This is a genomic window from Cyclobacterium xiamenense, assembly GCF_009467825.1.
Classification (GTDB): Bacteria; Bacteroidota; Bacteroidia; order Cytophagales; family Cyclobacteriaceae; genus Cyclobacterium; species Cyclobacterium xiamenense.
In genome coordinates this window covers 169,127-191,032 of the sequence record NZ_WIOK01000008.1, presented here as the reverse complement: position 1 = coordinate 191,032, position 21,906 = coordinate 169,127, and the positions used below count along the sequence as shown (strand labels likewise).

The 21,906-nt window shown below is 46.7% G+C and carries 28 protein-coding genes; all 28 read right to left on the bottom strand.

Annotated features, from left to right (window positions below):
* Positions 1 to 14 precede the first annotated feature (14 nt).
* The 28 genes from rpmD to rplJ all read right to left on the bottom strand — a co-directional run bounded on the left by rpmD (position 15) and on the right by rplJ (position 21,904).
* Entirely contained in the window at positions 15 to 194 is a 180-nt protein-coding gene (rpmD, locus tag GCU44_RS08415; RefSeq protein ID WP_206670817.1) for a 50S ribosomal protein L30, read from the bottom strand.
* A 4-nt stretch (positions 195 to 198) separates the two neighbouring features.
* A complete protein-coding gene (gene rpsE / locus GCU44_RS08410) occupies positions 199 to 717 on the bottom strand; it encodes a 30S ribosomal protein S5 (RefSeq protein WP_092174329.1) in 519 nt (172 codons plus the stop codon).
* Positions 718 to 722: 5 nt separating this feature from the next.
* On the bottom strand, positions 723 to 1,073 hold the full coding sequence (rplR, locus tag GCU44_RS08405; protein ID WP_092174326.1) for a 50S ribosomal protein L18: 351 nt from the start codon (positions 1,071 to 1,073) through the stop codon (positions 723 to 725).
* A 7-nt stretch (positions 1,074 to 1,080) separates the two neighbouring features.
* A complete protein-coding gene (rplF, locus tag GCU44_RS08400; protein ID WP_154855867.1) occupies positions 1,081 to 1,638 on the bottom strand; it encodes a 50S ribosomal protein L6 in 558 nt (185 codons plus the stop codon).
* Positions 1,639 to 1,647: 9 nt separating this feature from the next.
* Positions 1,648 to 2,043, bottom strand: coding sequence for a 30S ribosomal protein S8 (gene rpsH / locus GCU44_RS08395; RefSeq protein WP_092174321.1), 396 nt, complete (start codon positions 2,041 to 2,043; stop codon positions 1,648 to 1,650).
* A gap of 83 nt (positions 2,044 to 2,126) precedes the next feature.
* Positions 2,127 to 2,396, bottom strand: a complete 270-nt coding sequence (gene rpsN / locus GCU44_RS08390; RefSeq protein ID WP_026956459.1) for a 30S ribosomal protein S14 — start codon at positions 2,394 to 2,396, stop codon at positions 2,127 to 2,129.
* Between the two features lie 2 nt (positions 2,397 to 2,398).
* Entirely contained in the window at positions 2,399 to 2,959 is a 561-nt protein-coding gene (gene rplE, locus GCU44_RS08385; RefSeq protein WP_154855865.1) for a 50S ribosomal protein L5, read from the bottom strand.
* Complete coding sequence (gene rplX, locus GCU44_RS08380; RefSeq protein ID WP_154855863.1) at positions 2,952 to 3,296, bottom strand: 50S ribosomal protein L24; 345 nt, start codon at positions 3,294 to 3,296, stop codon at positions 2,952 to 2,954. Before rplX ends, rplE begins: the two co-directional genes overlap by 8 nt.
* Positions 3,297 to 3,298: 2 nt before the next feature.
* On the bottom strand, positions 3,299 to 3,667 hold the full coding sequence (gene rplN / locus GCU44_RS08375) for a 50S ribosomal protein L14 (protein WP_092174314.1): 369 nt from the start codon (positions 3,665 to 3,667) through the stop codon (positions 3,299 to 3,301).
* Positions 3,668 to 3,670: 3 nt separating this feature from the next.
* Positions 3,671 to 3,934: a 30S ribosomal protein S17 gene (gene rpsQ, locus GCU44_RS08370; protein WP_092174311.1), complete on the bottom strand. Its 264-nt coding sequence runs from the start codon at positions 3,932 to 3,934 to the stop codon at positions 3,671 to 3,673.
* An 8-nt stretch (positions 3,935 to 3,942) separates the two neighbouring features.
* Complete coding sequence (gene rpmC, locus GCU44_RS08365; RefSeq protein WP_092174894.1) at positions 3,943 to 4,137, bottom strand: 50S ribosomal protein L29; 195 nt, start codon at positions 4,135 to 4,137, stop codon at positions 3,943 to 3,945.
* A gap of 4 nt (positions 4,138 to 4,141) precedes the next feature.
* On the bottom strand, positions 4,142 to 4,564 hold the full coding sequence (gene rplP, locus GCU44_RS08360; RefSeq protein ID WP_092174308.1) for a 50S ribosomal protein L16: 423 nt from the start codon (positions 4,562 to 4,564) through the stop codon (positions 4,142 to 4,144).
* 20 nt (positions 4,565 to 4,584) lie between these two features.
* Complete coding sequence (gene rpsC, locus GCU44_RS08355) at positions 4,585 to 5,325, bottom strand: 30S ribosomal protein S3 (RefSeq protein WP_092174305.1); 741 nt, start codon at positions 5,323 to 5,325, stop codon at positions 4,585 to 4,587.
* Between the two features lie 3 nt (positions 5,326 to 5,328).
* Positions 5,329 to 5,718, bottom strand: a complete 390-nt coding sequence (gene rplV, locus GCU44_RS08350; protein WP_092174303.1) for a 50S ribosomal protein L22 — start codon at positions 5,716 to 5,718, stop codon at positions 5,329 to 5,331.
* Between the two features lie 2 nt (positions 5,719 to 5,720).
* A complete protein-coding gene (gene rpsS / locus GCU44_RS08345) occupies positions 5,721 to 5,999 on the bottom strand; it encodes a 30S ribosomal protein S19 (RefSeq protein ID WP_009034213.1) in 279 nt (92 codons plus the stop codon).
* A 1-nt stretch (position 6,000) separates the two neighbouring features.
* A complete protein-coding gene (gene rplB / locus GCU44_RS08340; protein ID WP_092174300.1) occupies positions 6,001 to 6,825 on the bottom strand; it encodes a 50S ribosomal protein L2 in 825 nt (274 codons plus the stop codon).
* A gap of 13 nt (positions 6,826 to 6,838) precedes the next feature.
* Entirely contained in the window at positions 6,839 to 7,126 is a 288-nt protein-coding gene (rplW, locus tag GCU44_RS08335) for a 50S ribosomal protein L23 (protein WP_092174298.1), read from the bottom strand.
* A gap of 4 nt (positions 7,127 to 7,130) precedes the next feature.
* The gene (rplD, locus tag GCU44_RS08330) at positions 7,131 to 7,760 is read right to left on the bottom strand and encodes a 50S ribosomal protein L4 (protein WP_154855861.1); all 630 of its coding nucleotides are present in this window, start codon (positions 7,758 to 7,760) and stop codon (positions 7,131 to 7,133) included.
* Positions 7,761 to 7,764: 4 nt separating this feature from the next.
* Entirely contained in the window at positions 7,765 to 8,397 is a 633-nt protein-coding gene (gene rplC, locus GCU44_RS08325; protein WP_092174292.1) for a 50S ribosomal protein L3, read from the bottom strand.
* Positions 8,398 to 8,643: 246 nt separating this feature from the next.
* Positions 8,644 to 8,949 (bottom strand): 30S ribosomal protein S10, encoded by a 306-nt coding sequence (gene rpsJ, locus GCU44_RS08320; protein ID WP_014020620.1) that lies wholly within the window; start codon positions 8,947 to 8,949, stop codon positions 8,644 to 8,646.
* 11 nt (positions 8,950 to 8,960) lie between these two features.
* On the bottom strand, positions 8,961 to 11,108 hold the full coding sequence (gene fusA, locus GCU44_RS08315; protein WP_154855859.1) for an elongation factor G: 2,148 nt from the start codon (positions 11,106 to 11,108) through the stop codon (positions 8,961 to 8,963).
* Between the two features lie 6 nt (positions 11,109 to 11,114).
* Entirely contained in the window at positions 11,115 to 11,582 is a 468-nt protein-coding gene (gene rpsG, locus GCU44_RS08310; protein WP_092174287.1) for a 30S ribosomal protein S7, read from the bottom strand.
* A gap of 20 nt (positions 11,583 to 11,602) precedes the next feature.
* Entirely contained in the window at positions 11,603 to 11,986 is a 384-nt protein-coding gene (gene rpsL / locus GCU44_RS08305; RefSeq protein WP_009053171.1) for a 30S ribosomal protein S12, read from the bottom strand.
* Between the two features lie 159 nt (positions 11,987 to 12,145).
* A complete protein-coding gene (locus GCU44_RS08300; RefSeq protein WP_154855857.1) occupies positions 12,146 to 12,475 on the bottom strand; it encodes a DUF3467 domain-containing protein in 330 nt (109 codons plus the stop codon).
* A gap of 68 nt (positions 12,476 to 12,543) precedes the next feature.
* Positions 12,544 to 16,854: a DNA-directed RNA polymerase subunit beta' gene (gene rpoC / locus GCU44_RS08295; RefSeq protein WP_154855855.1), complete on the bottom strand. Its 4,311-nt coding sequence runs from the start codon at positions 16,852 to 16,854 to the stop codon at positions 12,544 to 12,546.
* 48 nt (positions 16,855 to 16,902) lie between these two features.
* Positions 16,903 to 20,778 (bottom strand): DNA-directed RNA polymerase subunit beta, encoded by a 3,876-nt coding sequence (rpoB, locus tag GCU44_RS08290; RefSeq protein WP_154855853.1) that lies wholly within the window; start codon positions 20,776 to 20,778, stop codon positions 16,903 to 16,905.
* Between the two features lie 157 nt (positions 20,779 to 20,935).
* The gene (gene rplL, locus GCU44_RS08285) at positions 20,936 to 21,316 is read right to left on the bottom strand and encodes a 50S ribosomal protein L7/L12 (protein ID WP_092174277.1); all 381 of its coding nucleotides are present in this window, start codon (positions 21,314 to 21,316) and stop codon (positions 20,936 to 20,938) included.
* A gap of 48 nt (positions 21,317 to 21,364) precedes the next feature.
* Positions 21,365 to 21,904, bottom strand: coding sequence for a 50S ribosomal protein L10 (rplJ, locus tag GCU44_RS08280; protein WP_154855851.1), 540 nt, complete (start codon positions 21,902 to 21,904; stop codon positions 21,365 to 21,367).
* Positions 21,905 to 21,906: the final 2 nt, after the last annotated feature.

The window sequence follows — 21,906 nt, the reverse complement described above, 5'->3', positions numbered from 1 at the left end:
GAAATAGTCTCCGATTAAACGTCCTGTACCTTAACTAAATGGCTGACTTTATTGATCATTCCTTGCAGCTGAGGGGTATTTTCCTTCTCCACGGTCTTGTTGATTTTCCCCAAACCAAGTGCAGCGATGGTCGCTTTTTGGTTTTTTGGCCGCTTGATGATGCTTCTGATCTGAGTTATTTGAACCTTCGCCATGTGATTACCCATTAAATACTTTCGATAATTTAACTCTTCTCTGCTGAGAAACTGCGATGGCATCCCGTAGGTGAACCAAGGCATCTATTGTCGCCTTCACCACATTGTGTGGGTTGGAAGACCCTTTGGATTTGGCAAGAATATCTGTATAACCGGCACTTTCCAATACCGCCCGCATCGCTCCACCGGCAAGAACACCGGTACCTGGAGCGGCTGGCTTTACCAACACCAATCCTCCTCCGTACTTACCCAGCTGTTCGTGCGGGATGGTCCCTTTCAACAAGGGTACCTGGATCAGGTTCTTTTTGGCATCTTCTATTCCTTTGGTAATGGCATCGGTTACCTCATTGGCCTTACCGAGGCCGTAACCCACCACACCTTTACCGTCGCCAACCACCACGATCGCGGAAAAGGAAAACCTTCGTCCCCCTTTGACCACTTTCGCCACCCGGTTTATGGCAACGACTTTTTCGCTTAGTTCTGTATCTGTAGCCCGAATGGGTTTTTTGCTTATTTGGGACATAATGATTAAAATTTAAGGCCTCCTTCTCTGGCTCCTTCGGCCAAAGCTTTAACATTTCCATGGTACAGGTACCCGCTTCGGTCAAAAACGACCTCGTTCAAACCATTGGCAACTGCCTTTTCAGCCAGTTTTTTGCCAACCTCTTTTGACACGGTGACGTTAACGTTCTTACTGGCTCCAAATTCCTTGGAAGATGCAGCGGCAAGCGTCTGCCCTTTCAGATCGTCAATCAGCTGTGCATAGATACCCGTATTGCTCTTAAAGACAGAAAGCCTGGGCCGGGCATCGGTACCGGAGATCTTTCTTCGGATACCTTTTTTAATTCTCAGTCGTCTAATTCTTTTCTTGAAAGCCATCTTCTAATTATTTTTTAGCGGCAGTTTTACCAGCTTTACGTCTAATATACTCACCAACAAATCGTACACCTTTGCCTTTAAACGGCTCAACTTTCCGTAGCGACTTGATTTTTGCAGCCACCTGTCCAATCAACTCTTTGTCGATTCCTTCCAGTGTGATCAGCGGGTTTTTCCCTTTGGGAGTTTCTGTTTTGACAGCGATTTCCTGAGGAACCATTAAAAAAATGTTGTGGGAATATCCCAGAGAAAGTTCGATCACCTGCCCCTGGTTTGTGGCCTTGTATCCTACCCCCACCAATTCCAATTCTTTTTTGTATCCTTCGTTCACTCCTGTGACCATGTTGTTCACCAGGGAACGGTAGAGCCCATGCAATGATTTGTGCCGCTTCGAATCGGTTGGTCGTTCAAAAACCACCTGATTGCCCTCGACTTTTACCGATATATCAGGATTCACCTCCTGTACCAGTGTACCTTTGGGACCTTTAACAGTTACCTGATTGTGCTCAGAAACGTCTACAGTCACACCCGCCGGTATATTTATTGGTTTTTTACCTATTCTAGACATATCTATGAATTAATATACGTAACAAAGGACTTCTCCACCGATGCCTTCCACACGGGCTTCCTTGTCCGTCATCACCCCTTTGGAGGTGGATAAAACGGCAATTCCCAAACCGTTGATCACTCTGGGAAGGGAATCTTTATTTACATACTTTCTTAAACCTGGCTTGCTAATTCGGGAAAGGCTTACAATTGCGTTCTCTTTGGTTTGTGGGTTGTATTTCAAGGCAATCTTAATGGTCCCTTGAGGTCCTTCCTCCACAAACTTATAGTTTTGAATGTAACCCTTATCGAAAAGAACCTTTGTAAGTTCTTTTTTAATGTTAGAAGCAGGAATTTCTACTATCCGGTGGGAAGCCTTAATGGCATTCCTTAACCTGGTGAGATAATCAGCTATTGGATCAGTCATATTTGTATTAGTCTAACTGCAAAACCCGAACGGGCCTGCAAAGTTACACAATGAAATTTAGAATAAAAACTATTATATAATTTTTACCAGCTAGACTTGGTTACACCTGGAATTTTTCCCGCCGAAGCCATTTCTCTGAAAGTCACCCGATTGATACCAAATTTTCTCATGTATCCTTTGGGTCGGCCTGTAAGTTTGCACCGGTTATGAAGTCTTACTGGAGAGGCATTTTTAGGAAGCTTGTCCAATGCTTCATAATCACCTGCCGCCTTGAGTTCCGCACGTTTTTTGGCATATTTTGCCACCAATCGTTCTCTTTTTCTCTCGCGGGCTTTGATTGATTCTCTTGCCATGGTTATTCTACTTTATTTTTGTTTACGAAAGGCATTCCCAGGGACTTCAACAAGGCGTAGGCTTCGTCGTCACTGTTGGTACTGGTAACAAGCGTGATATCCATTCCGGAAATCCGGTTTACCTTTTCGATGCTGATTTCGGGGAAAATGATTTGTTCGGTAACACCCAAGGTGTAATTTCCCCGGCCGTCAAAACCTTTGTCAGAGATCCCTTTGAAATCCCGAACCCTTGGCAATGCAATGCTAACCAACCGATCAAGGAATTCGTACATGCGGTCTCCCCGCAAGGTAACCTTCGCTCCGATCGGCATCCCGTCTCTCAATTTGAAATTGGAAATAGAATTCTTTGCTTTTGTCGCGACGGCTCGTTGACCGGTAATGAGTGAAAGCTCTTCCACTCCCTGGTCCACTAGCTTTTTATCCGCTACAGCAGCACCGATACCTTTATTCAACACTATTTTGGTCAACTTAGGTACCTGCATCACGCTGGTAAACTGAAACTTTTCCTTCAGCTCAGCCGTGATTTCGTTATCGAATTTTTCTTTTAATCTAGGTTTAGCCATTGATCACCTCCCCTGTTTTCTTAGAGTACCTTACTAATTTTCCGTCCTCATTTCGTTTTCTCCCAATTCGTGTCGCGTCTCCCGTTTTGGGATCCACCAACTTTAGGTTACTAATGTGAATGGGAGCCTCTTTCTTCTCGATACCTCCTTGAGGCGTAGTGGCCGTCGGTTTGATATGTTTGGTTACCATATTCATTCCTTCCACTATGGCCCTTCGTTTGGCCTGATCGACAGAAAGGATTTTACCTTTTTTGCCTTTTTCATCTCCGGCGATGATCAAAACGGTATCTCCGGATTTGATGTGCAATTTGGGTTGCTTATTGAATTTTCTTTCCATGTTTACAATACTTCGGGGGCCAAAGATACAATTTTCATAAACTGCTTCTCCCTGAGTTCCCGGGCGACGGGACCGAAAATACGGGTCCCCCTGGGTTCGTCGTTGTTATTGAGGAGCACGGCAGCGTTGTCTTCAAACCGGATATAGGACCCGTCTTTTCTTCGGACTTCTTTTCGCGTCCGCACGATCACCGCTTTTGAAACGGTACCTTTTTTCATATTACTGGATGAGAGGGCTGATTTTACCGTGACCACAACCTTGTCTCCAATAGAGGCGTACCTTCTTTTGGTACCACCCAATACGCGAATGACAAGCACTTCTTTGGCGCCTGAATTGTCCGCTACACTTAATCTGGATTCCTGCTGTATCATGATTTATAAAGCCCTTTCAATTATTTCTACCAATCTCCAACGTTTATTTTTACTCAGCGGACGCGTTTCACTGATGCGCACCAGGTCTCCCGGGTTGCATTCGTTGTTTTCGTCATGAGCAGTGAATTTGGTGGTTTTCCCAACAAATTTACCGTAAATAGGATGTTTTACTCTCCGCTCCACAGCTACGGTGATGGACTTGTCCATCTTGTTGCTAACCACCTTACCGATTCTTTCTTTACGAAGGTTTCTTTCTATTGTAGCCATTGTGTTTCTTATTTAGCTAGTTGTTTGGCTCGTAAAAAAGTATGCAACCTCGCAACCAAACGTCTTGATTCTCTAATTCTATTTGGATTCTCTATCGGAGATATCGCGTGAGCAAAACGTAATTTTGTCAGGTTCTCCTTTTCTGCGGCAATGCGCTCTGTGATTTCGCTCTCCGTCAGAGCGTTGATTTCGGAATTTTTCATCATCTTATGATCCAGCGTAATCTCTACGTACGACAAACTTTGTGCTTACCGGTAGCTTTTGTTGGGCCAGTCGCAACGCTTCCTGCGCTACTTCCACCGAAACTCCCGTTGCTTCAAAAAGGATCGTCCCCGGCTTAATCACCGCTACCCAATATTCGGGCGCTCCTTTACCTTTTCCCATTCGTACCTCTGCAGGCTTCTTGGTAATGGGTTTATCTGGAAAAATTCGAATCCAAACCTGTCCTTCCCGCTTCATGGCTCGCGTCATGGCAATACGGGCCGCTTCTATCTGTCTCGAAGTGATCCATCCAGGCTCAAGGGATTTGATGCCGAAGTTGCCAAAAGCCAACGTGTGGCCTCTTTGGGCAATCCCCTTGATCCTCCCTTTATGCATTTTTCTAAATTTCGTTCTTCTTGGCTGTAACATGATCGCTCAGTTAAAGATGTTTAATTATTTCTTTTTCTTCTCTTGGGGCCACCACCCTCTCTCCTACGTCTGTTTCCAGCTGGCGCATTGCCCTTAGCATCGCTAGCGGAACTCAAATTTGGAGAAAGATCTCGTTTGCCGTACACCTCACCCTTGAAGATCCATACTTTAATACCGATTTTCCCATATACCGTTTGCGCCTCAGAAATGGCATAATCCACGTCCGCACGAATGGTGTGCAGGGGAATTCTACCCTCCTTGTACATCTCGGATCTGGCCATCTCAGCTCCTCCCAATCTCCCGGAGAGCTTCACCTTGATGCCTTCTGCACCTACACGCATGGTGGCAGCAATCGACTGTTTCATCGCCCTTCGAAAAGAAATCCGCGCCTCCAATTGCTGGGCAATAGATTCTCCCACCAACTTGGCATCCAACTCCGGACGTTTGATCTCAAATATGTTGATCTGAACATCCTTATTGGTAAGCTTCTTCAGCTCTTCTCTCAATTTATCAACCTCAGAACCACCTTTACCGATAACTACTCCAGGACGAGCCGTCTGAATGGTCAGGGTAATCCGCTTGAGGGTACGCTCGATGATAACCTTGGAAATACCTCCCTTGGGAATCCTGGCAAATACATAATTTCTGATATTCTGGTCTTCGTAAAGCTTCTCGGCGAAATCACGTCCACCATACCAGTTAGAGTCCCACCCCTTTATGATACCAAGCCTTAAACCGATTGGGTTAACTTTTTGTCCCATATTCTAGTCTTCATTTTCATTTGATTCAACACTTTCAGCGGTAACGCCTCCTTCATAGGAGTCCACAACTAACGTTACATGATTTGATCTTTTGCGGATTCGGTGGGCTCTTCCCTGGGGTGCAGGTCGTAGCCTTTTCAACATCCTGCCGCTATCCACAGCAATCGTCTTCACATACAGCTCCGCATCTTCCAGTTTCTCGTCTGGATTTTTAGCCTGCCAGTTTGCGATCGCTGACAACAACAGCTTTTCAAGCCTGATGGCACCATGGTTGGGCGTAAACTTAAGGATACTTAAGGCGTGACCTACTTTCTTCCCTCTGACCAGATCTGCAACCAAACGCATTTTCCTCGGAGAGGTTGGAACATTTTTTAATTTTGCTATTGCTTCCATGATTATCTCTTTCCTTTATCTTTTTTGGCGATGTGTCCACGGAAATTTCGTGTAGGTGCAAATTCCCCCAGCTTGTGGCCCACCATGTTGTCGGTAACAAAAACTGGAATAAATTTATTTCCGTTATGCACTGCAAAGGTATGCCCAACAAAATCCGGTGATATCATGGACCGCCTTGACCAGGTCTTGATCACGGATTTCTTTCCGGACTCATTCATGACGTCCACCTTCTTTGCCAAATGATGCTCTATATACGGGCCTTTTTTTAACGAACGTGCCATGTTACTTAGATCTTCTGCTTATGATAAATTTATTGGAATACTTCTTGCGCGAACGGGTCTTTTTACCCTTCGCCAACAAGCCAGTTCTGGAACGAGGATGCCCTCCCGAAGAACGGCCTTCCCCACCACCCATCGGGTGATCAACAGGGTTCATGGCCACACCTCTGGTTCTCGGTCTTCTTCCCAACCATCTCTTTCGACCTGCTTTTCCAAGTACCACGTTCATATGATCTCCGTTGGATACGGTTCCAATCGTCGCTTTGCAGGTACTCAACACCATGCGCATCTCACCGGAGGGAAGTTTTACCGTTACGTACTTTCCTTCCCTGGCCAACAACTGGGCGTAGCCACCTGCACTTCGCGCCATCGCACCACCTTTTCCAGGCTTCAACTCAATATTGTGAATGATGGTACCCAGGGGGATATTCTTTAAAAACAGTGTATTCCCCACTTCGGGCGCAGCCTTTTCCCCACAAGATACGGTCTGACCTACCTCAAGCCCTTCGGGCGCAAGCATGTAGGCCTTCGCGCCGTCTGCGTAGTACAACAAGGCGATTCGGGCGGTTCGGTTTGGATCGTACTCAATACTCTTTACCACGGCTGGAATCCCTTCTTTCTCCCGCTTAAAGTCAACGATCCTTAGTTTTCTCTTATGCCCACCTCCAATGTACCTGGAGGTCATCTTACCGGTATGGTTCCTGCCACCGGACTTCTTCAAAGGAGCCAAAAGGCTCTTTTCCGGGGTTGATTTTGTAATCTCATCGAAAGAAGGAGCTACTCTAAATCGGGTACCGGGGGTTACAGGTTTTAATTTCTTAACTGCCATTGCTTTGATTCAATTAAATTTCTCCGTAAAAATCAATGATTTCACCTTCTGCTACCTGTACCATTGCTTTCTTAAACGTGTTGGTGTACCCGGACACGATTTTGGATTTGGTGTACCTGGTCTTTTTCTTGGCCGCGTAGCGCATGGTGCGCACGTCCACTACCTTCACCCCGTACATTTTTTCCACGGCGGCTTTGATCTGCGGCTTTTTAGCAGTTTTTTCCACTACAAAACCATAGACCCCACGTTCGTTCATGGCAGAGATCTTTTCCGTAATCAAAGGTCTTTTTAATATATCCATGATTTTACTTCGATAAAAGGGTTTCTAATTTACTCACTGCACCTTCACAAAGGACTAAACTATCTGCATCTAACAGCTCATAGGTGTTCAACTCGTCCACCATTCTGACCTTGGTTTTCTGCAAATTCCTGGAGGACAGGTACAGATTCTTGTTGTTTTCGGCCACCACCAGTAGCGTTTTCTTTCCCAGCAGGGACAGGTTGGTAAGCAGACTGATGTAATCTTTGGTGCGTGGCGCGTCAAAAACCAGGTCTTCCAGTACCAACAGCCCATTTTCCTTTGCTTTGTAGGAAAGCGCTGATTTTCTGGCGACCTGTTTTAACTTTTTATTTAACTTAAAGGAATAATCCCGGGGTTTCGGGCCAAATACCCTACCTCCTCCCCTGAAAACGGGAGATTTGATAGAACCTGCACGAGCCCCACCGGTACCTTTTTGTTTCTTAATCTTCTTGGTAGAACCGGAAATCTCCGCTCTTTCCTTTGACTTATGCGTTCCCTGTCTTTTGTTTGCCAGGTATTGTTTGACATCCAGGTAAATCGCATGATCATTCGGCTCCAGAGCAAAAATATCCTCAGAGAGCGTGATTTTCCGTCCGGTATCTTCACCGGTTTGTTTTAATATTGCTAATTCCATCTTCTTACTTCTCTAGAATCACAAAAGAATTTTTGGCTCCCGGAATGGACCCGCTTACTAAAAGCAGGTTTTTTTCAGGGTAAATTTTCAGCACACGTAAATTAAGTACCTTAACCCTGTTGCCTCCGGTTCTTCCGGCCATTCGCATGCCCTTAAATACCCTGGAAGGCCAGGAGCAGGCACCGATGGAACCTGGATGACGTGCCCGGTTGTGCTGCCCGTGTGTAGCTCCACCAACACCACCAAAGCCGTGCCGCTTTACTACACCCTGAAATCCTTTTCCCTTGGAGGTTCCGATGGCATCCACGAAATCTCCTTCCACAAAAACCTGATCGGAGATCACGGTTTTACCCATGTCTACCTGTCCTTCGAATTCCACTCTGAAATCCCTGAATTCAACAACTTTCTGCTTTGGCGTGGTGCCAGCCTTTTTGAAATGGCCAATCAACGGCTTGGGCGTATTCTTTTCCTTACGCTCCCCATATGCCAATTGTACAGCGTTGTACCCGTCTGTTTCTACATTTTTTACTTGCGTCACTACGCAAGGACCAGCTTCTATTAACGTGCATGCGACATTACGTCCATCGGCACTAAAAATACTAGTCATTCCGATTTTCTTACCTATAATTCCAGACATCTTTGGATATATAATATACGATGATACACAAGCATTTACACACCTGTGCCCTTTTAAAGGATTGCAAAGTTAGTAATTTAATTCCAGCTTGCAAACCGCAACCTGAATATTTTCAAACAATTAGCTACCTCAAAAGCATTCTGCAAGAGAATATTTTCCGTAAGTCCGGCCGGACCAATTACCGTGAACCTAAAAAGCCCGTACCAATACTGGCACGGGCTTATTTTTAGCTCGCTTCCGATCAGGTCAGACCTTGATCTCTACATCCACACCGCTAGGAAGCTCAATTTTCATTAAAGCATCCACCGTTTTGGAACTATTGGAGTAAATATCTACAAGTCGCTTGTACGTGCACAGCTGAAACTGCTCCCGGGCCTTCTTGTTGACATGGGGAGACTTTAACACGGTGAACTTCTCTTTCTTCGTAGGTAGCGGAATTGGTCCTACTACCACGGCACCTGTGGATTTTACAGCTTTCACAATCTTCTCCGATGACTTATCCACCAGACTGTGATCGTATGACTTTAATTTTATTCTGATTTTCTGATTCATTTTCGATTGATTTAAGCCTTCTCTCCTTTTACTTTGGCAATGATGCCTTCAGCAATATTGGTTGGTACAGGATCGTAGTGGGAAAATGTAAGGGAAGCAGATGCCCGCCCGGAAGATATGGTCCTTAAATCGGTAACATACCCAAACAGCTCAGATAAGGGCACGGAAGCTTTGATTACCGTGGCTGCACCTTTTGTATCCATTCCCTTCATTAGGCCTCTTCTACGGTTAAGGTCACCGGTAACGGGTCCTGTGTACTCATCGGGAGAAACGACCTCTACTGCCATAATGGGCTCCAATAACTGCGGCTTACATTTCTTTGCAGCCTCCTTGAAACCAATCCTGGCGGCCATCTCAAAAGAAAGGGAATCCGAATCCACGTCGTGGAAAGATCCATGAAACAACCTTACCTTCATTGACTCGATGGGATAACCGGCCAATGGACCGTTTTTCATCGCTTCTGCAAAACCCTTTTGAATGGCTGGGATAAATTCCTTCGGGATCACACCACCCACAATGCCATTCACAAAATCCAACCCTTGCTTGATTTCATTGGTTTCTGGTTCTGGCTCTCTTGGACCAATCTCAAAAACAATATCGGCAAATTTACCTTTACCACCGGTTTGTTTCTTGTATACTTCCTTGTGCTCAACACTGGCAAACAAGGCTTCCTTGTAAGCCACCTGCGGTGCACCCTGGTTGATTTCAACTTTGAACTCCCGCTTTAAGCGATCGATAATGATTTCAAGGTGAAGTTCGCCCATGCCTCGCAAGATAACCTGACCAGTTTCGTGGTCGGTATTTACATGCAGTGTAGGATCTTCCTCTACCAATTTGGAAATAGCCATTCCCAATTTATCCACATCGGCCTGTGTCTTGGCCTCAATGGCATAGCCGATTACCGGCTCTGGGAACGTCATCTCTTCGAGTACCACCTTATGCTTTTCATCGCAAAGCGTATCCCCTGTCTTAATGTCCTTGAACCCAACACCGGCGCAAATATCTCCCGCTTCTACGCGATCGATGGGGTTTTGCTTGTTGGAGTGCATTTGAAGCAATCGGGAAATACGTTCTTTTTTGTCGGTCCGGGTGTTGAACACATACGAACCGGCCTCCAGTTTGCCGGAATACACCCGCATAAAGGCCAGACGCCCTACAAACGGATCCGTAGCAATTTTAAACGCCAGGGCAGCAAAATGGTCGTCGCTATCCGGGTGGCGTACTACTGGCTCTTCGGTATCCGGATTGGTACCCTTGACAGGCGGCAAATCTAACGGACAAGGCAAGTACGCAATAACGGCATCCAGCAGGGCCTGCACTCCTTTGTTTTTAAACGCCGAACCACAGAGTACCGGAGAAAAATCCATGTTGATTACGGCTTTACGGATGGCCGCCATCATTTCTTCCTTTGTGATGGAGTTCTCGTCCTCAAAGAACTTTTCCATCAAGGCCTCGTCATACGATGCAACTTGCTCAATTAGGCTTTGCCGATATTCCGCAACAGTCTCTTTCAGATCTTCGGGAATCTCAATCACCTTGTAGGTCATGCCCTGATCTTCTTCATTCCAGACTACTGCCTGATTGGTAATCAGATCGACCACCCCTTTAAACGTTTCTTCAGCTCCAATCGGAATCTGAAGGGGCACCGGATTGGCACCCAATTTATCTTTTATTTCGGCGACAGCATTAAAAAAGTCTGCTCCTGCCCGGTCCATTTTGTTGACAAAACAAATTCTTGGCACGTGGTATTTATCGGCTTGTCTCCAGACGGTTTCAGATTGTGGCTCCACACCAGATACGGCACAGAATAAGGCCACTGCACCATCCAACACCCGAAGCGATCGTTCTACCTCTACGGTAAAATCCACGTGACCGGGAGTATCGATCAGGTTGATCTGATAGTCTTTGGTATCGTCGTTGGCAACTCCTTGAACAGTCGGATACTTCCACTTGGTAGTAGTGGCGGCAGAGGTAATGGTGATGCCTCTTTCTTGCTCCTGCTCCATCCAGTCCATGGTAGCCGCTCCATCGTGTACTTCACCAATCTTGTGAGACAAGCCGGTGTAATACAAAATACGCTCGGAAGTGGTCGTCTTTCCGGCGTCAATGTGAGCCATGATACCGATGTTTCTTAAATATTTTAAGTCTTTTTTTGCCATTATCTATTAAAATCTAAAATGCGAGAATGCTTTATTGGCCTCTGCCATTCTATGCGTGTCATCCTTTTTCTTTACCGCAGCTCCTTCACCTTTGGATGCAGAAATAATCTCCCCCGCCAATCGATCCATCATGGTTTTCTCGCCCCTCTTTCTGGCAAAAGTGATCATCCACTTGATACCCAGGGAAATTTTCCGTTCTGGTCTTACTTCCAAAGGTACCTGGAAAGTTGCACCCCCAACCCTACGACTCTTCACCTCTACAGCGGGAGTAATATTGTTAAGCGCTTTTTTCCAAACCTCAAGACCATTCTCACCTACTTTTTCCTCTACCTTTTCTATGGCATCGTAGAAGATTCGGTAGGCAATACTTTTCTTACCATCCACCATCAAACAATTGACAAACCTGGTGACCAACGTGTCATTGAATTTGGGATCAGGAAGAATATACCTCTTTTTTGGTTTCGCTTTTCTCATTTTATTCTCGGATTAAATAATTACTTTTTGGCGGCCTTTGGACGCTTCGCTCCGTACTTGGAACGACCCTGCTTTCGGTCTTTCACACCGGCAGTATCCAAGGCTCCACGAATGATGTGGTACCGTACCCCTGGCAAATCCTTCACCCGTCCACCCCGGATTAACACGATGGAGTGCTCCTGCAGGTTGTGACCTTCTCCTGGAATGTACGCATTGACCTCTTTCCCGTTGGTCAATCGAACCCTGGCTACCTTTCTCATGGCAGAATTAGGCTTTTTCGGCGTGGTGGTGTACACCCTGGTGCACACACCCCTCCTCTGAGGACAGGCATCCAAGGCTCTTGACTTGGACTTACTCTCTAGAGTGGTTCTACCTTTTCTAACTAACTGTTGTATAGTAGGCATTAATAGATAAATTAATTATTCTGCTTTTAAACTTATAAATTTCGGATTGCAAAGGTAAACAAATCAATAAAACAAACAAAATTAAGGACTTATATTTTAGCTTTCGGTGAATCGTACATTGGCTCCTGTTCCCCGCCTCGCACGTTTACAGAAAAGCCATCAGGCTTCGCCCAGGGTACCACCAAAATTCAAAGGAAACCTAGGGGCATCGTTACCACCTTCAATTTTCCCAAAAGCTTTTTCATACTTCTCAATATTGTCTTTTAATGCCAGCAACAAACGCTTGGCATGGTCGGGCGTCATGATGATCCTTGCTTTTACCTTGGCCTTGGTAATACCCGGCATTAAGCGGATAAAATCGACAACAAATTCAGAGTTGGAATGGGCGATCATGGCCAGGTTGGAATAGATCCCCTCAGCCACCTCGTCGCTCAATTCCACGTTGATCTGCTGTTGCTGCTCGTTATCAGGTGTAGTGTCGTCTTCCATGAGTTACCAGTGTTTGAATAAAAAAGGGCCTGCCGCATTGTGCAGACCCTTTTTTGCAAGCTATCTCCTTATTTTATCGTTTCACGAACTTTTTTAGTGCTGTTTTCTTTCTCAGCCGTCAGTAGTTCGTATTCTTCTTTCGATCCTACGATCAAGTTATTAAACTTACGTTGACCCGTTCCAGCGGGAATCAAATGACCCACGATCACGTTTTCCTTCAGTCCCAACAGTTCGTCTCGCTTGCCACGAATGGCTGCTTCGCTCAATACCTTGGTGGTTTCCTGAAAAGAAGCCGCAGAGATAAAGCTCTCTGTTCCCAAGGAGGAAGCGGTTATTCCCTGTAGTGTAGGCTGTGATACCGCAGTCTGTGCATCCCGCACCTGAACCAGTTTCATGTCCTTCCGCTTCAGACTGGAGTTCTCGTCCCGCAGCCTTCTGGCCGTGATGATCATTCCCGGTTTCAGGGTAGCAGAGTCACCCGCATCCATGACAACTTTTTTATCCAGAATCATGTCGTTTTCCTCACGGAACGCCCATTTGTCCACAATCTGATTTTGCAAAAATCCCGTGTCACCTGCGTCCAGTATTTCTACTTTCTGCATCATCTGACTGACGATCACCTCGATGTGCTTATCATTGATTTTCACGCCCTGCAATCGGTATACCTCCTGAATCTCGTTGACCAGGTACTCCTGTACCGCTGTAGGCCCTTTGATCGATAGGATATCGTTGGGGGTGATGGCCCCATCCGACAGGGGTTCTCCTGCGCGGATAAAGTCGTTTTCCTGAACCAAAATGTGCTTGGAAAGAGAAACCATGTAGCGCTTCTTCACCCCATCTCTGGATTCAATAAAAATCTCCCGGTTACCCCGCTTGATACCACCGTAAATCACTACACCGTCTATTTCAGAGACCACTGCCGGATTGGAAGGGTTTCTCGCTTCAAACAATTCCGTAACTCGTGGCAAACCACCGGTAATGTCCCGGGTTTTACCCACAGACCGAGGGATTTTTACCAAAATCTGACCGGCTTTCACGTCTTCGCCCTTCTCCACCGAAAGGTGGGCTCCCACTGGAATGTTGTACGACTTGGATTCCTCGCCATGCGCAACTACCACCGCCGGGTTTTTGGTCTTATCCTTGGTATCAATGATTACTTTTTCCCGGTATCCGGTCTGATCATCTGCCACCTCTTTGTAGGTGATTCCCTCAATGATGGCTTCAAAATCGACTTTCCCGTCAAACTCCGACAAAATTACCGCATTGTACGGATCCCATGTACACAGGGATTCGCCTTTAGCGATTTTTTGACCGTCCGTTACGTTCAGGATCGCTCCGTATGGAACGTGGTTGGAGACCAGTGTTTTTCCAGACTTTACGTCGTTCACTTTGATCTCTCCGGACCTGCCCATCACAATGGAAACTTCGTCCCCATCCTTATTGGTGGTCTTAATCCAACGCAATTCTTCCTCAAATTCCACCACACCGTCAAACTTGGAGTTGATGCTGGCTTCTACGGAAATATTTGAAGCGGTACCTCCCACGTGGAAGGTTCGTAGCGTCAACTGCGTCCCGGGCTCTCCAATGGACTGGGCAGCAATCACGCCTACCGACTCGCCTACTTGTACTTGCTTGCCGGTTGCCAGGTTGCGTCCGTAGCATTTGGAACATACCCCCCTACGGGTTTCGCAGGTAAGTACGGATCTGATCTCGATTTCTTCTACTGCGGAGTCATCAATGGCTTTGGCCACAATGTCCGTAATCTCCTCACCGGATTCGATGATCACTTCGTCGGAAATTGGGTCGATCACGTCGTGCACCGCAATCCTACCCACGACGCGCTCGGACAGCGGCTCAACGATTTCGTCGTTGTCCTTCAGGGCCTGAACAACCAGCCCCCGTAGGGTTCCACAATCCTCTTCCGAGATAATCATGTCCTGTGCCACGTCCACCAATCGCCGGGTAAGGTACCCGGCATCGGCTGTTTTTAGTGCGGTATCCGCCAGACCCTTTCTAGCTCCGTGCGTAGAAATAAAGTATTCCAATACATCCAATCCTTCTTTAAAGTTGGACAGAATGGGGTTCTCGATGATTTCTCCAACAGATCCCTGAAGGTTTTTCTGCGGCTTGGCCATCAAGCCCCTCATGCCTCCCAACTGACGAATCTGCTCTCTGGAACCCCGGGCTCCGGAGTGCATCATCATATAAATGGCATTGAATCCCTGATTGTCCTCTTCCATCTGACGCATCAGAATATTCGTCAGGTTAGAGTTGGTTCGGGTCCAGATATCGATTACCTGATTGTACCGTTCGTTGTCGGTGATTAAGCCCATCAGGTAGTTGTTCCATACCTGATCGACTTCACTTTTCGCTTTTTCGATCAGCGGTTCTTTGTCTTCCGGAATAATCACATCGTCCAGTCCCATGGACAATCCGCCCTGGTAGGCCATCTGGAATCCCAGGTGCTTAATGTCGTCCAAAAACTGAGCCGAGCGGGCGATACCGCAAATCTTCACGACCTCCGCGATGATCTGCTGCAACTTCTTTTTCGTCAACAATTCGTTGACAAAACCAACCTGCTCGGGCACAAACTGATTAAAAATAAGCCTGCCAGCCACCGTATCGACGATTTTCTCGGAAAGTGAACCGTCTTCGTTTCTTACTTTTACTTTACATTTTACATGGGCATGCTTGGAAATGGCCCCCTCATTCAGTGCGATAAGGACTTCCTCCTGTCCATAGAACGTCATGCCCTCTCCTTCCACCGGAATTTCTTCCGTGGATTTCATCCCTTTGGTCACGTAGTACAATCCCAATACCATGTCCTGAGAAGGAACGGTAATAGGTGCTCCATTTGCCGGGTTAAGGATGTTATGAGAGGAGAGCATCAGAGTAGATGCCTCCAGAATTGCTTCGTGTCCCAATGGCACGTGAACCGCCATCTGATCCCCATCAAAATCCGCATTAAAGGCGGTACACACCAAGGGGTGCAACTGAATCGCTTTGCCTTCAATCAACTTGGGTTGAAATGCCTGAATTCCCAATCGGTGCAGGGTCGGTGCACGGTTCAGTAATACCGGGTGCCCTTTCAGTACATTTTCCAGGATATCCCATACTACCGGATCTTTTCTGTCCACGATTTTCTTTGCGGACTTCACCGTCTTTACGATGCCTCTTTCGATAAGTTTTCGAATAATAAAAGGCTTGAAAAGCTCGGCTGCCATGTTCTTCGGGAGACCGCATTCGTGCAATTTCAGTTCCGGACCTACCACGATCACGGAACGACCAGAATAATCCACTCGTTTACCCAGCAGGTTTTGACGGAAACGTCCCTGCTTTCCTTTCAACATGTCGGAAAGGGATTTCAAGGCTCGATTACCATCCGAACGTACGGCATTCACCTTTCGGGAATTGTCGAACAGGGAATCCACCGCCTCCTGAAGCATTCTTTTTTCGTTTCTAAGAATGACTTCGGGCGCTTTTATGTCGATCAAGCGCTTCAGACGATTGTTTCGTATGATTACACGGCGGTAAAGGTCGTTCAGATCCGAGGTAGCAAATCTCCCTCCGTCCAGAGGAACCAGCGGGCGAAGTTCGGGTGGAATTACCGGAACCATCCGCACAACCATCCATTCGGGTCGGTTTTCGATTCTAGTTCGGGCATCCCGAAACGCTTCGACTACTTTCAACCGCTTCAAGGCCTCTGCCTTTCGCTGTTGGGAAGTATCGGTAGCTGCCTGATGCCGCAGGCTGTACGACAGGTCATCCAAATCCAACCTGGCGAGGAGCATCTCCAATGCCTCCGCACCCATTTTGGCGATGAATTTATTGGGATCGTCATCATCCAGCATTTGGTTTTCTTTCGGAAGCTTGTCCATGATATCCAGGTACTCGTCTTCGGTCAAAAAATCCAGGTATTGCAGGCCATCGTCTGCCTTCGCTCCAGCCTGTATCACGACGTATCGCTCGTAATAGACGATTTGATCCAATTTCTTTGTAGGCAATCCCAACAGGTAACCAATCTTATTGGGTAAGGACTTGAAGTACCAGATATGTGCAACGGGAACCACCAGTTCGATGTGTCCCATCCGCTCCCTTCGTACCTTCTTTTCTGTCACTTCCACTCCACAACGGTCACAAATAATCCCCTTGTATCGTATGCGCTTGTATTTTCCACAATGACATTCCCAGTCCTTGACCGGACCAAATATCCGCTCGCAAAACAACCCGCCCATCTCAGGCTTATACGTTCGGTAGTTGATGGTTTCCGGCTGCGTAACTTCCCCATGCGAACTGTCCAAAATGGACTCCGGAGAAGCCAAACTTATGGTGACTCTGGAAAAGTCGTTGTTTAGTTTCTTATTTTTTCTGAACGCCATAGTTTTTGTGTGTAGTTGAAGACCCCGAAAGGCCTAATGGTTTCTAAGTTAGTCAAGCGTAATTTCCAATGCAAGTCCCCGGAGTTCGTGTACCAGTACGTTAAACGACTCAGGGATATTTGCTTTTGGCAAATTTTCGCCCTTTACAATGGATTCATAGGCTTTGGCCCGCCCGATGACATCATCCGATTTCACCGTCAGGATCTCCCGCAATACGTGTGACGCACCGAAAGCCTCCAAGGCCCATACTTCCATTTCTCCAAAACGCTGACCGCCAAATTGGGCCTTTCCACCCAGGGGCTGTTGGGTAATCAACGAATACGGTCCAATGGACCGTGCATGCATCTTGTCGTCCACGAGGTGACCCAACTTCAACATGTAGGAAATTCCTACCGTCACCGGTTGGTCAAACTTCTTACCCGTCAATCCATCGTACAGGTACGTTCTCCCGAAAGAGGGAAGACCTGCCTTCTCAAGTTCGGCCGCAACTTCTTCCGTGGTCGCCCCATCAAAGATCGGCGTGGCGTAGGTCTTACCCAACGTCCTGCCAGCCCAAGCCAATACGGTTTCAAAAATCTGACCAATGTTCATTCGCGATGGTACGCCAAGCGGATTCAACACGATGTCCATGGGAGAACCGTCTTCCAGGAAAGGCATGTCCTCATCCCGAACAATTCGGGCCACGATGCCTTTGTTACCGTGCCGACCGGCCATTTTATCCCCCACTTTTAGCTTTCGCTTCTTGGCAACGTAAACCTTGGCCAGCTGAACGATACCTGCGGGCAACTCGTCCCCAACTTCCAGCGTGAATTTATCCCGTTTGAAAATTCCGGAAATCTCGTTACGCGTGTTCGTATAGTTCTTCACCAGTTTCTGCACCAAAAGGTTTACGTGCTCGTCGTCGGTCCAATCATCCAAAATAATATCGGATATCAGGTTAACCTCCTCCGCTACATTGTAGTTGCTCTCGTCCCTATACGGGTTTTTGGCTGGAAACAGGTTGTTCTCGATGTTTTGGTAGTTAAACTTGACGCCTTTGCTGATGATCTCATCTCCAAATTTATGGCGCACGCCGTTCGAAACTTTCCCTTTCAGGATCTGAACGAGTTTCTCAATCATCTTGGCACGAACAGCCAACAAATCCTTGCTGTACTTTTGTTTCAAGCGCTCTACCTCAGCTTTGGCCTTGGCCCGGAGATCCTTGTCTTTTTTCGGTCTGGAAAATAATTTGGTCTCAATCACCACTCCGTTTAAGGAGGGAGAGGCTTTCAAGGAAGCATCTTTTACATCACCAGCCTTATCACCAAAGATCGCCCGTAGCAGCTTCTCTTCCGGAGTCGGATCCGTCTCACCCTTTGGTGTAATTTTACCGATGATGATGTCGCCTTCTTTGATCTCCGATCCAACGCGGATAATCCCGTTTTCGTCGAGGTTTTTGACCGCGTCTTCGGATACATTCGGAATTTCAGAGGTTAGTTCTTCCTCCCCTCGTTTGGTATCCCGAACCTCCAGCTGAAACTCTTCGATGTGAATGGAGGTAAATATATCCTCCCGTACCACCCGCTCGGAAATTACAATGGCATCCTCGAAGTTGTATCCCTGCCAAGGCATGTAGGCCACCAGCAGGTTTTTACCCAAGGCCAGTTCTCCTTTATTGGTAGAATACCCTTCGACCAGCACCTGACCTTTCACTACTTTCTGTCCCTTCAAAACGATGGGAGTCAGGTTGATGGTAGTGTCCTGGTTTGTCCTTCTGAACTTAATCAGATCGTATGTTTTGTATTCGTCACTAAAATTGACCAACAGTTCGTCGCTGGACAGTTCGTATTTTAATACGATTTTTTCGGCGTCCACGTAGTCGACTACGCCATCCGCTTCTGCCAAAATAAGGGAACGTGAATCGATCGCGGCCTTGCCTTCGAGTCCCGTACCAACGATTGGCGCTTCCGCCTTCAAAAGAGGAACCGCCTGGCGCTGCATGTTCGAGCCCATGAGTGCCCGGTTGGCATCGTCATGCTCCAGAAACGGAATCAACGAAGCCGCCACAGAAACAATCTGGTTGGGCGCAACGTCCATGTAGGAAATCTCTTTGGGTTCCAATACAGGGAAATCACCCTCAAATCTGGCTTTTACCTTATCGTTAACAAAATTCCCTTTTTCATCCAAAGGTGCATTGGCCTGGGCAATGTTGTTATCATCTTCTTCTTCGGCCGTAAGGAATACAATGTCTTCCACATTCATACTCACTTTTCCCTCGCTTACTTTTCGGTAAGGTGTTTCGAGAAAGCCCATGCTGTTCACCTTTGCATGCACACAGAGAGAAGATATCAATCCAATATTTGGACCTTCAGGAGTCTCGATCGTACACAAACGCCCGTAATGGGTGTAGTGAACATCCCGAACCTCAAATCCGGCACGCTCCCTGGATAGTCCACCCGGACCCAAAGCCGACAACCTACGCTTGTGTGTAAGTTCGGCGAGGGGGTTGGTTTGGTCCATAAACTGGCTCAACTGGTTGGTGCCAAAAAAGGAATTAATTACCGAAGACAAGGTCCTGGCATTAATCAGATCAACCGGTTTGAAATCTTCGTTGTCCCGTACATTCATCCGCTCGCGTATGGTGCGGGCCATTCGGGCGAGTCCTACCCCGAATTGACTGTAAAGCTGCTCGCCCACCGTTCGTACCCGGCGGTTGCTCAGGTGATCAATATCGTCTACTACTGCTTTCGAATTGATCAAGCCGATCAGGTATTTTACAATCGAAATAATGTCCTCGGTAGTCAACACGATCTTTTCGGCATCGATGTTGAGCCCTAACTTCTTGTTGATTCGGTACCGGCCTACTTCTCCCAGGTCGTACCGCTTGTCAGAGAAGAAAAGGCCGTGAATGACCTCTCTTGCGGTGGCTTCATCCGGTGCTTCGGTATTTCTCAGCTGCCGGTAAATCACCTCTACCGCCTCCTTTTCGGAGTTGGAATTATCTTTCTGAAGGGTATTGTAGATGATCGAATAGTCAGCAATGTTTACGTCTTCCCGGTGTAGGATTACGCTTTTCGTGCCGGATTCAAGGATCAGATCAATGTCTTCGTCTGTAAGAATACTGTCCCTTTCGAGCAACACTTCGTTTCGGTCGATGGACACCACTTCCCCGGTATCTTCGTCGACAAAATCCTCCACCCAGGTCCGCAATACGCGGGCTGCCAGTTTTCTCCCAATAATTTTCTTCAGCGTTGATTTGTTGGACTCCACTTCCTCCGAAAGTCCGAACAAATCCAAAATTTGCTTATCCGATCCATAGCCAATCGCCCGCAACAGGGTTGTTACCGGAAACTTCTTTTTCCGGTCAATATAGGCGTACATCACGTTATTGATATCGGTCGCAAATTCGATCCAGGATCCCTTGAAAGGAATGATCCGGGCAGAATACAGTTTGGTACCGTTGGTATGTTTACTCTGGGCAAAGAAGACACCAGGAGACCGGTGCAGTTGGGAGACAATGACCCTTTCGGCACCGTTGATGACGAAGGACCCCTTTTCGGTCATGTAGGGAAGATTACCTAGGAATACCTCCTGCTCGATGGTTTCAAAATCCTCGTTGTCTTCGTCGGAGCAAAGCAGCCGCAATTTCGCCTTCAGGGGTACGGAGTACGTAAGCCCTCGGTCGATGCTTTCGGAAACATTGTATTTTGGGGGATCTACGGTATAGTCGATGAATTCAAGGGTGAAGTTTTCCCGGGAGTCACTGATCGGGAAATTCTCAGAAAATACCTTGAACAGACCATCCTGCCTTCTTTTCTCTGCAGGGGTATCCAACTGGAAGAAATCCTTGAAGGATTGCAGTTGAATATCTAAGAAATCCGGATAGTCTTTGACTACCTTTATGGATGAGAAACTTTTCCTTTCGGTTTGATTCTGGATAGCCAAGGCAGTATATAATTTTAGTGAAAGTTTTTATAAACAAAGGACAATTTGCACTTAAAAAAGTATAATTATTTTATTGTCCACAAACAGGAAAAGACCTGACTGATAAGTCAGGTCTGTTACCGGTAAACCAAATCCAATCGGAGTTGGCTATTCAATGTTATTTAAGCTCGACTTCAGCTCCGGCTTCTTCAAGTTGCTTTTTAAGCGCTTCGGCTTCTTCTTTGCTTACTCCTTCTTTTACAGCTTTAGGAGCGCTGTCTACCACTTCTTTGGCTTCTTTTAGTCCCAAACCTGTCAATTCTTTTACAAGTTTCACGACTGCCAATTTTTGTCCACCTGCAGCTTTTAAGACAACATCAAAAGAAGTTTTTTCTTCTTCAGCAGCACCTTCGCCAGCGGCTCCACCTCCAGCTACTACAGTAGCGGCAGCAGCAGCGGGTTCGATACCATATTCATCTTTCAAAATTGCGGCCAACTCATTTACCTCTTTTACAGTCAAGTTAACTAACTGCTCAGCGAATGCTTTAAGATCTGCCATTGTATTAAATATTTAAATTGATTGTTTTTACTAATTTGAATGATTTGATTAAGCTTCTTTCTCGGCCAGGGTTTTTACCAGACCGGCAAGAATATTTTTACCGCTTTGAAGCGCAGATACCACATTGGTAGCCGGAGATTGCAGCAAGCTGATGACTTCTCCAACCAACTCCTCTTTGGATTTCAATTTAGACAGGACTTCCAGATTTGCTTCTCCAAGAAATTGATCCCCGTCTACAGAGGCTCCTTTGAACACCGGACGTTTCTCCTTAGGTCCCAGTTTTTTCCGGAAATCAAGGATGACTTTTGCCGGCAGGTTACCCACTTCCTGTGAAAACAAGATGCCGGAAAATCCTTTCAGTGTTTGTTCGGCAAGTTCGGCATAGTCAGCTTCCAGGTTTTCAAGGGCTTTTTTGATCAGGGTATTCTTATACACCCGATATTCCAGTCCTTTTTCGAAACAAACCTTTCTGAAGCTATTAATTTGGGCCACGCTGAACCCCGACGCATCGGCAATGTAAAAATGCGGAGTAGTCTTCAGTTTGTCGGTAAGTTCTTCAATTATGGTCTTTTTATCTTCTCTCGTCATAA